At 45.7% G+C, this 15,109-nt stretch carries 12 protein-coding genes and 1 tRNA gene; 6 read left to right on the top strand and 7 right to left on the bottom strand.

Translation table 11 applies throughout. The annotated features are described in order from the left end of the window. Window positions 1–87 precede the first annotated feature (87 nt). Entirely contained in the window at window positions 88–564 is a 477-nt protein-coding gene (locus tag P397_RS0114355; RefSeq protein ID WP_026833904.1) for a DUF456 domain-containing protein, read from the top strand. Between the two features lie 42 nt (window positions 565–606). Here P397_RS0114355 and P397_RS0114350 read toward each other — a convergent pair whose 3' ends face one another. Then, the gene (locus P397_RS0114350) at window positions 607–3,714 is read right to left on the bottom strand and encodes an efflux RND transporter permease subunit (protein WP_028106943.1); all 3,108 of its coding nucleotides are present in this window, start codon (window positions 3,712–3,714) and stop codon (window positions 607–609) included. Between the two features lie 174 nt (window positions 3,715–3,888). Between P397_RS0114350 and P397_RS0114345 the strand changes: the two genes are divergently transcribed. Continuing rightward, window positions 3,889–3,961, top strand: a tRNA-Val gene (locus P397_RS0114345). A gap of 93 nt (window positions 3,962–4,054) precedes the next feature. On the opposite strand, the gene P397_RS0114340 is transcribed toward P397_RS0114345, so the two are convergent. Then, window positions 4,055–5,077, bottom strand: a complete 1,023-nt coding sequence (locus tag P397_RS0114340) for a PTS transporter subunit IIC (protein WP_028106942.1) — start codon at window positions 5,075–5,077, stop codon at window positions 4,055–4,057. Between the two features lie 337 nt (window positions 5,078–5,414). Between P397_RS0114340 and P397_RS0114335 the strand changes: the two genes are divergently transcribed. Next, the gene (locus tag P397_RS0114335) at window positions 5,415–6,149 is read left to right on the top strand and encodes a metallophosphoesterase family protein (protein ID WP_028106941.1); all 735 of its coding nucleotides are present in this window, start codon (window positions 5,415–5,417) and stop codon (window positions 6,147–6,149) included. Between the two features lie 407 nt (window positions 6,150–6,556). On the opposite strand, the gene P397_RS0114325 is transcribed toward P397_RS0114335, so the two are convergent. The 3 genes from P397_RS0114325 to P397_RS0114315 form a co-directional block, all read right to left on the bottom strand. Continuing rightward, on the bottom strand, window positions 6,557–7,117 hold the full coding sequence (locus tag P397_RS0114325; RefSeq protein WP_026833899.1) for a TetR/AcrR family transcriptional regulator: 561 nt from the start codon (window positions 7,115–7,117) through the stop codon (window positions 6,557–6,559). Then, window positions 7,104–9,461, bottom strand: a complete 2,358-nt coding sequence (locus P397_RS0114320) for a YhgE/Pip domain-containing protein (RefSeq protein ID WP_051524050.1) — start codon at window positions 9,459–9,461, stop codon at window positions 7,104–7,106. Before P397_RS0114320 ends, P397_RS0114325 begins: the two co-directional genes overlap by 14 nt. A gap of 217 nt (window positions 9,462–9,678) precedes the next feature. Then, window positions 9,679–10,644: a quinone oxidoreductase family protein gene (locus P397_RS0114315; RefSeq protein WP_026833897.1), complete on the bottom strand. Its 966-nt coding sequence runs from the start codon at window positions 10,642–10,644 to the stop codon at window positions 9,679–9,681. A 101-nt stretch (window positions 10,645–10,745) separates the two neighbouring features. Here P397_RS0114315 and yidD point away from each other — a divergent pair, with 101 nt between their 5' ends. Next, entirely contained in the window at window positions 10,746–11,012 is a 267-nt protein-coding gene (yidD, locus tag P397_RS0114310; RefSeq protein WP_026833896.1) for a membrane protein insertion efficiency factor YidD, read from the top strand. 66 nt (window positions 11,013–11,078) lie between these two features. Here the strand turns inward: yidD and P397_RS0114305 are convergent, their stop codons facing one another. Next, window positions 11,079–11,468: a tautomerase family protein gene (locus P397_RS0114305; RefSeq protein WP_026833895.1), complete on the bottom strand. Its 390-nt coding sequence runs from the start codon at window positions 11,466–11,468 to the stop codon at window positions 11,079–11,081. Window positions 11,469–11,531: 63 nt separating this feature from the next. Beyond that, window positions 11,532–13,016: an aldehyde dehydrogenase family protein gene (locus tag P397_RS0114300; protein WP_081776996.1), complete on the bottom strand. Its 1,485-nt coding sequence runs from the start codon at window positions 13,014–13,016 to the stop codon at window positions 11,532–11,534. A 196-nt stretch (window positions 13,017–13,212) separates the two neighbouring features. Between P397_RS0114300 and P397_RS0114295 the strand changes: the two genes are divergently transcribed. Together P397_RS0114295 and P397_RS0114290 are read left to right on the top strand one after the other, a co-directional pair. Further along, on the top strand, window positions 13,213–14,418 hold the full coding sequence (locus P397_RS0114295; RefSeq protein ID WP_028106938.1) for a DUF2254 domain-containing protein: 1,206 nt from the start codon (window positions 13,213–13,215) through the stop codon (window positions 14,416–14,418). 62 nt (window positions 14,419–14,480) lie between these two features. Next, entirely contained in the window at window positions 14,481–14,963 is a 483-nt protein-coding gene (locus tag P397_RS0114290) for a DUF456 domain-containing protein (RefSeq protein ID WP_028106937.1), read from the top strand. Window positions 14,964–15,109: the final 146 nt, after the last annotated feature.

Here is a 15,109-nt window from a genome sequence, read left to right as displayed (position 1 = left end):
TTCGTTTCAAGCGACGAATGGTAAATAAATGGTGTGTCACTCATCGTCAACGGTTGCGGTCTGTCTTTTGTGAAAGAGGTGGAAGCTGTGGCTAAAAAAGAAGAGAAGCATCATATCATTACCTTTACATTCGAAGAAGAGGCGACATCGTATCAAGTGTTCAGTGAACTGAAAAAGTATCATGCCAACGGTCAAGTTGATTTTGAACAAATCGCTGTCATTAAACGAAGTGAAAGCGGAGCGTTTTCGTTTGAAGATGCGGTCGATTTAAGCGGCTCGAATAAAGCTTTCAAAGGTTCTTTAATTGGGATGGCCGTCGGGATTCTCGGAGGACCGTTCGGCATTCTGTTAGGCTCGATGACAGGGATGTTGATTGGCGGCTCAAAGGATTTAAAAGAAAATCAAGCCGTCCAGGAAACGTTTAAACGTACACTCGGTGTGATTCCACCCGGAAAAACAGGAATCATTGCGATTGGTGAAGAATTTGAACCGTCTGTACTGGACGGTCTTGTCGCTAAACATAACGGAACGATTGATCGAACTGATGAAGTGCTTGAGAAATAATCAAAAAAATCCTTCCCTCATAAATGAGAGAAGGATTTTTTGTTAGGACTGACGTTCTTTTTTCACTTTTTTGAAGAAGAACAGTTCGTAGACGACAGGGACAATGATCAACGTCAAGAGCGTTGAAGTCGTTAATCCACCGATGACCGTCAAGGCGAGACCTTTTGAAATCAATGTGCCGGATGACGTAGTGAGTGCCAGCGGAACAAGGGCCATGATGGTTGCGAATGCTGTCATCAAGATTGGGCGAAGTCGTGTTTTACCAGCTTCGATCAACGATTCGCGGATCGGTAAACCACGTGTGATGTTCTGTCCAATCCGGTCGACGAGAACGATGGCATTGGTCGTTACGATACCTATGAGCATCAAGAAACCAATCATGACACTGACGGATAACGGCTCGTTTGCCAAGAACAAGGTAACGAGTGAGCCGATCGGAACGAAGATGAGCGATGACAAGATGATGAACGGAATCCGTGCTTTTCCGAACGTGATCAGCATCGTCAAGTAGACAAGTCCGATGGCGACGACGATGGCAATACCAAGCGATTGGAAGATTTCGACCGTATCGTCGTTTCCGCCACCACTCGTTAACGAGACACCGTCGGGCAAGTCGATTTTTTCGACGTCTGCTTTGACGTCGCTTGAAACCGTTTGGACGTTATCGCCCTTCACTTGTCCAGAAACACGTGCGTACACTTTTCCATCCAGTTTCTGAATCGACGTGAACGTCTCGACTTCGTTTACTGTCGCGACATCTTTTAAGGCGACAGGACCAGCTGCCGAGAACAACTGTACGTTTTCAAGATCTGCTTTTGATGTCAAATCTTCTTGGTAAGACAATTGAACGTTTTGGTCTTTATCGTCGAGGTTAAGCGTTCCGACGGTAACCGGTTTGGTTTGATCGTTGACCGTACCAAGAATCTGGAAGCCGGATAAACCACGATCACTTGCTTTTTCAGGATCAATCTCAACGAGGAACTGTTTCTGTTTCTCGCTGAAGTTATTCGTGACGTATTTCAAATCGTTGTTTTTAGTCATGTTATCTTCAACGAGTTTTGCTGCTTGTTGTAACGCTTCAAGATCCGTTGAGAATAGATCGACATCGACATTGTTGTTCGATGGCGGACCACCTGTCGAAAGTTCAGCGATACTGATTTTAACATCAACGTCGTCTTCTTTCGCAATGTCTTCCATCTGTGTTTCGAGCGACTTGATCGTCTGTTCGACATCAGCGCCGTCTTTTAGATTCAAGAAGTAACTTGCTTTGTTATCGAGACGCAGACCTGTCGTGAAATCACGGGCACCGACTGAAGTCGTGACATCGGCAATCGCGTCTTCCTGGTCGAACATCTTTTCCATGTTAAGCGAAACATCACTTGTTTTCTCAAGAGATGTTGCAGCGGGAAGTTCAAGCGAAGCCGTCAATGTTTTGGAAGCTTCGTTTGGAATGAACGTAAACCCGAGTTGCGGCACGATTGCAAGCGAACCGCCGAGCAATAAGAATGAAACAACGAGAATGATCGCTTTGTGCGACAGTGATTTTTCAATCAGTTTTCCATACCAACGTTGCAAGGCACCTTCTTTTTCTTCAGCAGGTACTTTTTTGAAGGCAAATTTCGCTAAGATTGGTACAATCGTGATCGCAACGAGAAGCGAAGCGAGTAACGAGAAGATGATCGTCAAGGCGAATGGCAGGAAGAATTTCCCTGTGATGCCACCGACAAAACCGATTGGTAAAAAGACAACGACGGTCGTCAAGGTAGAAGACGTGATCGCTTTTAAGATCTCTTTCGTCGATTGCTCGATGATTTCATTCGTCATACCTGAATCTGATTTTCGGACCCGCCGGAAGATATTTTCGATGACGACGATACTGTCATCGACGACACGACCGACGGCAACCGCCATACCACCAAGGGTCATGATATTTAGCGAGATGTCCTGCCAGTTCAAGAAGATCGCCGCAATTAAAATCGACAGCGGGATCGAGACGATGGCAATGATGGTCGCCCGGATGTTTCGTAAGAAGAGGAGGACGGCAAGAGAAGCAAACAAGGCACCGAGTAATCCTTCTTTTACGAGAGTGGCAACCGACTCCTCAATATCTTTAGCTGAATCGATTCCGATCGTATAATCGATTTGATCATCGTATTTGTTCAAGATGTTTGTGACACCATCTGCAATTTCAACAGTGTTGGCATCTTGTTTTTTCGTGATGGCCATCGATAACGAATCTTTTAAGTTGTAACGTGTTTTTTCACTTTGCTCGGAAACGGCTTCGATTTCTGCGATATCTCCGAGACGGATTGGTTCTGCTGGTTCTGCTTCTTCTGGTGCACCTGGTGCACCGGTTTCTGAACCGGATCCTCCTGCAGGAGGACCTGATGGGGCGCCTGTTGCCGGACTTGACGCAACAGTAGAGGTCAGCTGAAGATTTTTTAACTTATCTAAGTTTTCCAGCTTTTCTTCGACCCGAATCGGGATTTTTGAATCACCTTCTGCAAGTTGACCAGACGGGAACGATACGTATTTGGCATTGATTTGTTCTTTGATGCTGGTTAACGACAAGCCGGCAGCTGTCGCCTTATCATTGTCGACAGTGATTTGAACGAGGTCGTCTTTGTAACCACCGACGGAAACACTGTTGATGCCGGGAATTTTGTTGAGTTCTGGTTCGATTTCATCCTTTAATAAGGATTCAATTTCTTTTCCATCTTTACTAAAGAAGGAAATGTTGTAGATCGGGAACGATCCAAATGAAAAACGATTTAACTTTGTTGTTGCTTCTTCCGGAAGATTTGCATCTTGGATGGCAGCATCAATTTGTTGTTCGACCTTGTCCATATCCGTATCAAATGGGAATTCGATATTGATGATCCCGATACTTTCATAGGCAGAGCTCGTAATTTTGGTGGAGCCCTCGACTCCTTTGAGTGCGGTTTCCAGTTTTGAGACGACTTGTTTGTCGACATCATCTGGGGATGCACCTGGATAAACGGCTTCTACTGAAATTTGAGGAAATTCGATTTCAGGAAACTGATCTACTTTGAGCTGAGTAAACGAATACACGCCGCCTAAAATTAAAAGAATGGCAATAATAAACACGGCAACTGAGTTCTTCAAACTAAATCTTGTTAAAAAATTCAACGGGTACCCCTCCTTTATTTTATATGTGCTTATTTACATAGTAGAGGACGGAGGAAAACCCTGCAACTTTGAACTGTTGCCACAGAAGAAAAAAAATAAAAGAAAATCATAAAAAATACTTTACACATTTCGATATGTTGCTATAATAAACATATACCCAGTACGACATCACATGATTCTGTAGCTCAGCTGGGAGAGCGCTACCTTGACAGGGTAGAGGTCGCTGGTTCGAGCCCAGTCAGAATCATACCAAAATCCCGATCATCTTTTGATGAACGGGATTTTTTTGGATAAAAAAAGCTATTCCTTCATTAACAATGAAAGGAATAGCAATTGAGCCTTATTGGATCTCTAAACGAAGATCGCCCATTTTTGTCCAACCGACCATTGTCGTCATCCGGTAAAAGACGAGCGTCAAGATACCGGGAAGAAGCACGCCGGTCGCAACAAAGACAAGAAAGGCGTTGAATCCTTGATTGACGAAGATGTTGAGCGGCGCAATCATCGAGTTTAGACCAAGTCCCGCTAATTCGTACGGTACTTCCAGTGAGAGAACAAGTGTCGCGATCGGCGCTGAAATCATGGCAGCCAAGAACGGAGCGACGACCAATCGTGGATTTTTGACGATGTTTGGAAACTGGACTTTTGGTGTGACGAAGAAAGAAGCAATCAATCCACCGGGATCGGTCTGACGATAAGCCATCAACGTAAAGCCGACGAACTGGGCGGAGCAACCGATCAAGGCAGCAGCACTGGCGACGGGATCGAGCTGAAGAGCAATCGCGAGTGCGGCAGATGAAGCAGGTGACATCAATAAGACACTAAAAATAAGGGCGATGACAAGTGATGTCGCGATTGGAGAAGATTCGACGGATGTCGTGACCATAGCACTGAATCGTGTTAATAAAGGTGTCGTAACAGCAGCGGCAGCGATGCCTGTCACACCACCGGCAAGAACGGCGCTGACGGGAATGACCATCATATCGAATTTGGTTTTCCCGGTCATTCGTTTACCGACGAATACGGCGACGGCAGCAGCGAGCAATGCACTGATTGGTTGACCCGGCACGAGGACAAGTCCGGCGTCCGTTGGCTGAAGTGCCGCTCCGCCAATCGTTGCGGCAATCATGGCACTGAATAAAACAAGCGTATTCCCGCCGAGTTGATAAGCGATGCCGGCTCCAAGAGCAGGTGCAAGCAGGACCTTGGCAACACCGCCAATCGTCAACAGCATCTCAATATGTAACAAGTTGCCGAACGTTTCAATCAATAATCCTACTCCTAACGTCACCAAGACGGCATTCGCCATACCGGCAGACACTTTCACCATTCGATCCATCGCATATTCCTTCAACTCACTCATCCTCTCTCTTTTTCGTTTTGCCATTAAAAAAACCTATCCGTTATCGGATAGGCGCCATCATTCCTGCGGGCGCCTCATTCGATGCATCGAAAGGAGGGCCCAAAATCAATTCCGAAATGTCATCGGAAAGGTTTCAGTCCCTCGAGCATAGAATAATCAGTCGGCCTGCAGTTTGGTGTAAAGACATAAAGGTGTTCTCCTCTCCGTGAATTTTTCTAAGCCTAACATGGCTAAAACGAATAATCAATATTTTCTGACAATTTATTTTTTATGGATTTTTCGTATGAAACAAGGGAAAAGGCAGGAATGGCGTTAAATTAGCGATGGGGGCGTTTACATGAAATTTGCAGTCATTACGGATATTCACGGCAATGCAACGGCATTAGAAGCAGTTTTAAAAAGAATAACGGAAGAAACAGGTGTCTCAGAAATTTTCTGTCTCGGAGATTTGATTGGTATCGGACCACAAACGAATGAAGTCATCGAAATTGTGCGATCGACACCACAAATGACGACCATCAGCGGGAATCATGATGAGAATGTCCTTGCGTTGATACATGGTCAAAAATATCCGGACAGTTACCGTCATGCGAAAAACCATCATCAATGGATTGCCGATCAGTTAACACCGGACAATCAACGTTTTTTGGAGCAGCTCCCAAGAACCGTCCGAAAGACATTTTCGAAACAGGAAGCATTGTTTACACATTATGCGTATCTGGATGAACAGAAACCCATCGGAGAGGAACCATTGGCGAAAGCGGTTGACGGAACAGAACAATCCTTGCCAAATCTGTTTAAAGGACACCAGGCGAGCCTGATTTGTTTTGGACACCATCATCCGGAACAAGTCATCCGGGCAGAGGGCGTAACGTACTTAAACCCGGGAGCGCTCGGCTGTCAGCCGGAAGCTGTGGCACCATTCGCCTTAGTCGAGCGGAGCGGCGGAGAGTGGAAGGTGGATGTCATTGAAGTGGAGTATGATGACCGACCGTACTTAGAAGCGTTTAATGCGGCACCGATGCCGGAAAAAGAACTGTTGCGTAAACTTTTTTTAGGCGGGAGAACATGACAAAATGACCCGCACAAAAAGTTACGGGTCGTTTCGTCAGGAACGCTTGTATTATAAAAAGCGACTTACCAGAACAAGAGTCAAAGGGATACCAATCAGTAGAATCCCGATGACCCGCTTCGCCCGGCTTCGTTTCCACTGAAAAGCAAGTGCGAGAAAAGGGGAGGCAAGAAATCCGATAAATAAGGTGATTAACGTCAAAATAAAAAATAGAAAATCTGTTTTAGAACTGGTACGGGTGTAAGCTTTCCACATATCAAAAAGCGAAACAATGACGTAGACCAGTAAAGCTAACGTAAAGAGAAGATTGGACAGTAAAAGTTGAGACAAATAAAACACTCCATTCAGGTACGATTGGGAATCGATAACGCAAAAATAGCCTCTCAATTTATTGAGAGGCTATTTTATTATAACAACTTTAACATCGCTTGGCTGATTGTTTTCAAGTCGAGTGGCGGGCCGATCAACGGCCATTCAGAAATCAACGCAATATAGGTCTTGAACAGTAAGAAAGCCGTCACTTCGACCGGAACTTCCGGAGAGCGTTGCTCGAGTTCTAAACGTGTCTCGAGCAAGTTCTTGATGTACTCGACGATATGCTGCTCAATCCGTACGCGCAACTCAAACATTTCCTGTAATTTTAAAGTGTGTGTCTCTTGGGTGATTTGCAGAATGAACAAATGTTGCTGTTGATGATTGACGATCGCATCAATCATCGCCTGTTTGTTCTCTTCGACAGAAGCTGTTTTTGTATAGGCATTCTCAGCTTCGGCCTTCATTTCTTGCAGGACACGTGTAACAAGCGATTCAAATAAATCGAGTTTACTTTCAAATAATTGATAGACGGTCGGCTTACCGACGTGAGCGCGTTTTGCGATCCGCTCAATCGTCGTTCCTTTATAACCCAGTTCAGAAAAACAAGCCATTGCCGCATCTAAAATCAAATGTTCCTTATCAGACAGTGTCATGGCGTTTTCTCGCTTTCGTCGAAAGTAGGATCCGTTTCCCGCCTAAAGCACCGGCAAAGCTGATCGCAAGGGCGGAGAATAGAATCAAACCAAGTACCTGACCGTTTGAAATAAGTGTGTCCGTCACACCGATTCCGAGTGCTTCCCGGAAACCGGTCACCGAGTAGGTCATCGGAAGGAAGCGGTGAATTGCCTGGAAGAAGCTTGGTGTCATTTCGACCGGGAATGTTCCGCCACTGCCGCCGATTTGCAGTAACAGCAGTAAGAAAGCACTGAATTGACCGACGCGACCAAAGAGCATCGTTAAAGTAAACAGCAACGTGATGAACGTCATCCCGGTCAATGCAGCAAAGCCGTACAGGGCAGGTGTGCTTGCGACGTCAGCATCCAGTACGTAGACGATGGCGGCGGAAGCGGCAATTCCCTGCAAGGCGCCGATTGGTAAGACGAGCGATAATTTCCCGACAAGGAAACGCCATGTCAAGGTTTCTCCGTGTTCCGGACGGATTTGATAGACCGACGAGAACATTAAGGCACCGGCAAATAATGCAATGCTGAGAATATAGGCTGCCAGACCAGAACCATAGTTGTTGACGGTCGAATAGTCATGTTCTTTCAAGACAACCGGTTCAGCGAGCATATTGTCCCGTTCGTTGGACGGCTTGACGGTAGCATCCTTAGCACCTTTACCGAGCTCTGTTTTTAAGGTGTTAGCACCGTCAACGAGTTTTGAGTTCCCGTCCGCGAGACGAGAAGCACCGTCTGTTAATTGTCCTGCACCGGATGAAAGAGAAACTGCACCGTCAGATAATTGACCGAGTGCTGACGTCAATTTGCCGGATGCCGTGCTCGCATCATTCGTACCGGTTGCAATTTTTTGTGCACCAGCCGTCAGCTGTGTGCTTCCTTCGGCTGCTTTATGAACACCGTCAGTATAGGTGGTCAAGCCTTGAGTGAGCGAGTTTTGTCCTTGTTCTAAGCTTTTAGCTCCAGTGAGCAGTTGAGCTTGTCCTTGTTCCAAACGTTTTGAACCGGCAAGCAGCTTTGCTAAACCACCATCCAGTTGTGAGACACCGGATGCAATTTCTTGTCCACCAACCGCCAGTTGATTGATTTTATCTGTGGCGTCATTAGCTGCAGCAAGACTTGCATCAAGTGCGGTTTCTTGTTGCGATAGATTTTGTACATCTTGTTCCATGGTTGCAATGGATGCAAGTAACGCATTTTTTTCTTCTTCAGATAAAGTTTCGGAAGCCGAAATGACACCTTTGATTTTAGCGACATTGGCTTCAATCGCTTCACGACGTGCACTTAAGTCTGTTTTTAACGTCGCAGCTGCATTGTTTAAGTCTGTAATCGTCGCATTGACCTCTTGCGCTTTATCGTTTAGTTGATTAAGGCCAGCAGTAAATTTCGGCAGGTTATTGTCGAGCTTCGATGCTCCGGCAGAAGCCGTCTCAAGACCTTGGCGAAGTTCAGTCGTTCCACCGGAAGCTGTTTCGATGCCTTGACGCAGTTTAGTCGATCCTGCCTGCAAATCTGTTGATCCTTTAATCAGTTTGGCGCTGTTGTCATCAAGTTGGTTCAGACCGCTTGATAGTTCACCAGACTTTTCTGCGAGCGTTTGTGTTCCATCAGTAAGTGTGTTCAAACCGGTTGAGATTTGAGCAGAACCATCATTCGCTTTCGTTAAATTCGTCGATAAAGTATTGGTTCCGCTCGTCAGTTTTCCGAGGTTGGTCGTAAGCGTCTTGGCGCCGTCTGTCGTTTTTTTGGCACCGTCCTCGAGTTTAGCAGAACCTTCCGAAGCATCTTCGAATCCTTTGGCGATTTTTTTTAGTGATCCAAAAATCGCGCTACTGTACTGTTTGGTTACGGATTTACGGATTTTTTCATTTAATTGTTTAGCAGCGGCACTTGAAATTTGAGTACCGGAATAGTTTTTTGCGGGATTGAGATAATACTCCAACTCGATTTTTTTCGGATGATCGTCCAGTAAAGTCGTTGCGTTATGCGAAAACTTCTTTGGAATGACGACGGTCATGTAAATATCCCCGGAGCGCAATTGTTTTGCGGCTTCTTTCCGGGACAGATACTGCCAGTCAAAATCGTTGTTTTTTTTCAGCTTTTTGACGAATTGATTCCCGATATCAATTTTTTCGCCTTCAAACTTCGTCGCCTTGTCTTCGTTGACAACGGCTACTTTAATGTTCTCCGTTTGACCGTACGGATCCCAGAACGCAGATAAAAAGATCGAATTGTAAAGGAACGGCACAAGGATGAGAGCAAGAATCACGATAATCATCATCGGGCTTTTTAATTTTTTCCATTCTGAGCGAAACATAAATCAGATCTCCTTCTTGAAACTAAAAACTAATTTGAGTTTCTGGTTTTGATGAGATTTACTTTACGCTTTTTAAGAGTGGAATGCAACTACTTAAGCAAATGAATTGCTGAGCAAGAGAACTGTTTCTTGTTTGTAATCATTAAGAACAGAAAACATCAAAAAACTCCCTTCACCAAAGTGAGGGAGTGATCATGATTCAGCGATTAGTTAACCATCATGGGATCAACAAAATTTTGCCGGTACTTTGCCGGCTCTCGAGGTAATCGTGCGCCCGTCGACCATCGGAAAGCGCAAAAAGTGTAGGGGAAGCGAGTTGTAATTGATCTGATGCAATCCAACTGAATAATTCGCCGGCGCGGCGAATCCGTTCTTCCCGAGTCGTCAAGACATTCCAAAGGTCGCCACCCGTCAACGTTTTGGAACTGTCCATCAACAAGCGGGGATCGACGGCGACAGGATCGCCGCCCGCCATACCGTAAAAGACAACGGTCCCGTGGATTTTCGTTGCCCGGAAGCTTTCCATCAGCGTGGAACCAACGGACTCGTAAACAACGTCAATTCCTCGTTGATCCGTCAGCGTGAGAATCTTTTCAACCCAGTCGTCTGCATACAGGAACACATGCTCACAGCCATTTTGTTTTGCGATGTCTGCTTTCTCCGTCGAGGATGTCAGACCGATTGGAACCGCACCGCGTAACCGGACGATTTGTGTCAACAGTTGCCCGACACCTCCGGCTGCTGCATGAATCAACACCAGATCACGCGGATGGATGTCATAACTGTCCCGTGTCAAATAGTGCGCGGTCAATCCTTGTAATAAGATCGAAGCAGCTGTTTCATAAGAAATCGAATCCGGTAACGGGATGACTTTATCAAATGGTGCCGCGACGAACTCGGCATTGGCATTCGGAACATCGGCGAAGGCGACCCGTTGACCGACCTGCAAGTCCGGTACAGCGTCTCCTAGTTTGGTAATGATGCCTGCCCCTTCATATCCTAACAGGTAGGGTGGCGTTCCCTCTAAATGATAATTTCCTTTGCGACGATAGATGTCGGCAAAATTCAGACCGATGGCTTTCATCTCAATCAATACTTCATTCGGACGAAGTTCAGGCGTCGGATGTTCTTGATAGGTCAGGACACTGGAATCTCCGAAGGAGCGAAACGTAAGAGCCTTCATAGGTACACTTCCTTTTTAGTAGTTGTCAGAAGTAGTATAATTCACTCAAACAGAAAATCCTTTTGATATGCGTTACAGTTGGGAAAAGAAGGTGGGGAAAAATGAAAAAAATCATGCTTGGCGGTATTCACTTTTATCAGAAAGTGATTTCACCGATGAAACCGGCGACGTGCCGATTTTATCCGACGTGTTCTCATTACGGCAAAGAAGCAATCGAAAAACATGGCGCCATTAAAGGCGGCTATTTGACGACCCGACGATTGATGAGATGTCAGCCGTTTCATCCGGGTGGTCTTGATTTTGTACCGGAGACCTTTGACTGGAAGGCACCGCTACAACGTGAAAATCCGGCAGAACAGCAAAAGTAATTGGAAAAGGAGTCTGAACTCGGTATACACCGAGTTCAGACTCCTTTTATAAATACGCAAAACGGTTTAAAGATCACCTGTTAAAAATTGTGCTTTGCCGAGACCGAAGCTCCAATCTGCAGCATCATTTTCAACAATGGAAACCATTAAATCACTTGGCGCCAGTCCGCATACCGCTTCCAGCCGCTCAGCGAGTAAACGGTAGAGTGCCTGTTTCTTTTCCTCGGTTCGTGTCTTACTCGTCACACTGATTAGGACGACACGATTCGTCCGTGTGAGTCCAAGACCGGTATCTTGGATGACCATTTCGTTTGCTTTGTGGGTATGAACGATTTGATAGCGGTCCCGTTCCGGTACATCAAACGCTTCGAGCATCGCTTCATGTGCTGTATCGAGTAATAACTTTAATTCTTCATCCGAGCGTCCTTCGATGACATCAAAACGAAGTAATGGCATGTTACATCTTCCTTTCATATGTAGAAGTACGGGAGAACCCGTACTTCCTATCGTGCAATTATCTTATTCGAAAAACGGTTTGTATTGACGGCGTTCGTGCATGACGGATAACCATTGTACCGTCGAGAACTCTTCGAGAACCCATTCTCCGTTAAAGCGGCCAAGACCTGAATCTTTTTCGCCGCCAAACGGCATATGTGGCTCATCGTTAACCGACTGATCGTTGATGTGGATCATGCCTGTTTCAACTTGAAGCGCAAATTCTGTTGCCCGTTCAATAGAAGAACCGTGAACAGCACCACTTAATCCGTAAGGAAGTGAGTTTGCGAGTTCAAGTGCTTCTGCATCATCTTTGAATGGAATGATGACAGCGACCGGTCCGAAGATTTCGTTTTTAGCGAGCGGCATGTCATTTGTAACACCAGTGACGACAGTAGGTGCGATGACGTTACCGTCTGCTTCACCGCCGACACGAACTGTTGCACCAGCAGCTTTTGTTTTTTCGATTTCTTCCATGATGCGATCAACTTGTGATTGGTTGATCAGTGGACCAACTTGCGTCCGACCGTTTGATGGATCACCGAATTGAAGCTCTTTGACACGAGCGACATATTTTTCGACGAATTCATCGTGAATCGATTGAGCAACGAGAATTCGGTTCGTCGACATACAGATTTGACCTTGGTGATAGAATTTGCTGTAAACAGCGGATTCGACCGCACGATCTAAGTCTGCATCATCAAGAACGACGAAGACGTTGTTTCCACCGAGTTCAAGAGCAGTTTTTTTCAGGTGTTTCCCGGCCAGCTCACCGATATGGCGACCCACTTCCGTTGAACCTGTGAAGGAAATCAAACGTGGGACCGGGTGCTCGACGATGGAGTCGCCGATTTCTGATCCGCGACCGACGATGACGTTTAAGACACCTTTTGGCAGACCCGCTTTTTCGAAGAGACTTGCAAAGATCAAGCCGCCTGATACCGGTGTATCGGTTGCCGGTTTAACGACGACCGCGTTTCCGATTGCGATAGCCGTAGCGATCGAACGGATAGCAAGGTGGAACGGGAAGTTCCAAGGACTGATGATGCCGATGACACCAAGTGCTTTCCGGTAAATCCGGTTTTCTTTGCCCGGAACGACAGATGGACGAATTTCTCCGTGCATCCGCAACGGGAATGTGGCAGCTTCTTTAACGATTAAGACAGACGCGAGAAACTCGCCTTCTGCTTTAATCCGTGTACTGCCGGATTCTTTAATCAGCCAGTCGATGATTGTTTCTTTTTCTTCGTACATCACTTTTAAGAACTGTTCGATGAGTCCTTGGCGTTTCAATGCCGGAACTTTCGCCCACTCTTTTTGCGCGACTTTCGCAGATTGATAAGCATCATCCAAGTCTTCGTTGTTTGCTGCTGAAATCTCAAATAATGTTTCGCCTGTGAAGGGATTTGTGTTTGTCATGTTGCTGTCACTTGCGCCTTTGCGCCACTGACCGTTAATAAAAATCTTCGTGAAATCTGTATGGATTGTTGATTCTGTTTGCTGTTGCATGGATATTCATCTCCAATTCGTTTTTGATAACAGTTAAGTTATTCACGTTATGTGGAGAAGTAAAACACAAACTTACACTTTCACAAAATGAATTGACTCGGCAAGTTTTAAAAAGATATATCGAACACGTTTTACTAGATGAAGAAACAGGAATTAAAAAATATAGCGGTATATTTAAGAGTGGAGTGATTGAGGCATGCAGAAGTTGAAATTATTGTATCGAGAGACAAATTGGTGGTGGCCTCTCCTTTATGGTGTAGGGGGAGCATTTTTAACAGCGTTGGTCCTGGCCATCGATCTATACGCAAAAGAGTTGTTCCCGAACGACTGGAAAACGACACTCGGACTGGCACAAACCATCCACAGCGCTGTATTTACGGGATTGCTGACGATGATGACATTCACGTTCTCGACGATTTTAGTTGTCCTGACAACCTATTCATCCCAATTTTCACCCCGGACGTTACCGAATTTCATTGAGAACCGGCAAGTCCAACACATCTTTGGCATTTTTATCGGGACCGTCACCTATTCGATCACGATGCTGTTTTTCATGCGTCCTTCGCTAAAGGACAGCGTCGTCGCCTCTGCTGTTGCAGTCATCGTCGTCTTGATTGCCATCATCGCGTTTGTTGCTTTCGTCCACATCGTCAGTCAGTCGATTCGGGTGACGACATTACTTGATCGCCTGCATGAAGAAGGATGTACATTGATTACCGAACACATCGATGCCATCAAAGAAGGGCACTATCAACTGGTATCGAGTCAGGAAGAGTCTTATCCCTTCCATGTGACAGCTGCGCAAACGGGTTATCTACAAGCCATCGATTATGATGCCGTGATGAAATCGGGTCAGCGGGTGACAATCGATGTTGCGATCGGGAGTTACGTCACGCAGGGACAACGTATCGGCAGTGCCGCTCAACAAGAAGTGGAACAGGGAATTATCATCGGACCAACACGATCAGCAGAACAAGATTTTCCGTTTGTGATTCAAAAGTTGACAGAAGTGGCGCTCCGGGCGATTTCACCCGGTATCAACGATCCAAACACGGCGCGGCATGCGATGCGGCAAATCGGAGATTTGTTGAGACGCTACACCGTCTTGCAGGATGGGGATCTGTTGGTGACCGGAGAAGGGGCTGTTACGGTCAATCGATTAGCGTTTTCAGACTTCCTTTATCTGACGTTTTACCAATTGAGACATTACGGTGAAGAAGATATTTCAGTGCTTGCGACGATGCTTGAAGCCCTTGAAATCATGAAACGGGATGCACTGCCGGAACACAAGGTGAGCATTGACCGATTCATTCCGTTTGTTTGTTCGGAAGTGGACTGGTCCGCGTTAAATGAGTGGGATCGTCGACATCTGGAACAGGCACAGGAGAAAGCTCTTTTATGAAACCTGAAGAAGACACTGAACGTAATAGAAAAAGGAAAGAAATTAGAAAGTAGGAGATTGGCATGACGACCTTATTGTGGATTTTAATTGCATTATGTTTTTTAGCGGCCTTCGCCGGGCTTGTGTATCCTGTCATACCAAGTGCACCATTACTCATCGTCGGATTTTTAATTTACGGGTTTGGATTCAGCTTCACGGAACTAACCGTCAGCTTTTGGATCATCCAGACAGTGTTTATCATCTTGCTCTTTACCTTGGATTATCTGGTCAGCTCTTATACCGTCGACCGGCGTGGAGGATCACAGGCGGCAAAGATTGCAACGACCGTTGGTTTGATTACAGGACCGTTTATCATTCCGGGAATCGGTCTGCTGATTTTCCCGTTTGTGTTTGCCATCTTGACCGAAAAAATCATCAGTAAAAAGACATGGAAAGATTCGGTTTCCATCGGGATCGGAACGGTGCTCGGAATTCTCTCGAGTGCTTTACTGAAAGGGATTGCGATGTTGTTGATGATCGTCGTGTTTATCATGTACGTCGTCTAAATGAAAAGAAGATTTGCCTGCAAGTACACATTTTGCAAGAGTTCCGTTATAGTATGAATATGAAAAAGTAGAGAAGCTTGTTACTTAAAACAGGCTTCTTTTTGATGGAGAAGACCGGCATAATGCATGCCGGCTTAATTAAATGG

Origin of the sequence: Exiguobacterium undae DSM 14481 (assembly GCF_000620805.1) — a bacterium.
Lineage (GTDB): Bacteria > Bacillota > Bacilli > Exiguobacteriales > Exiguobacteriaceae > Exiguobacterium_A > Exiguobacterium_A undae.
This window is presented reverse-complemented; position numbering and strand designations above follow the sequence as displayed.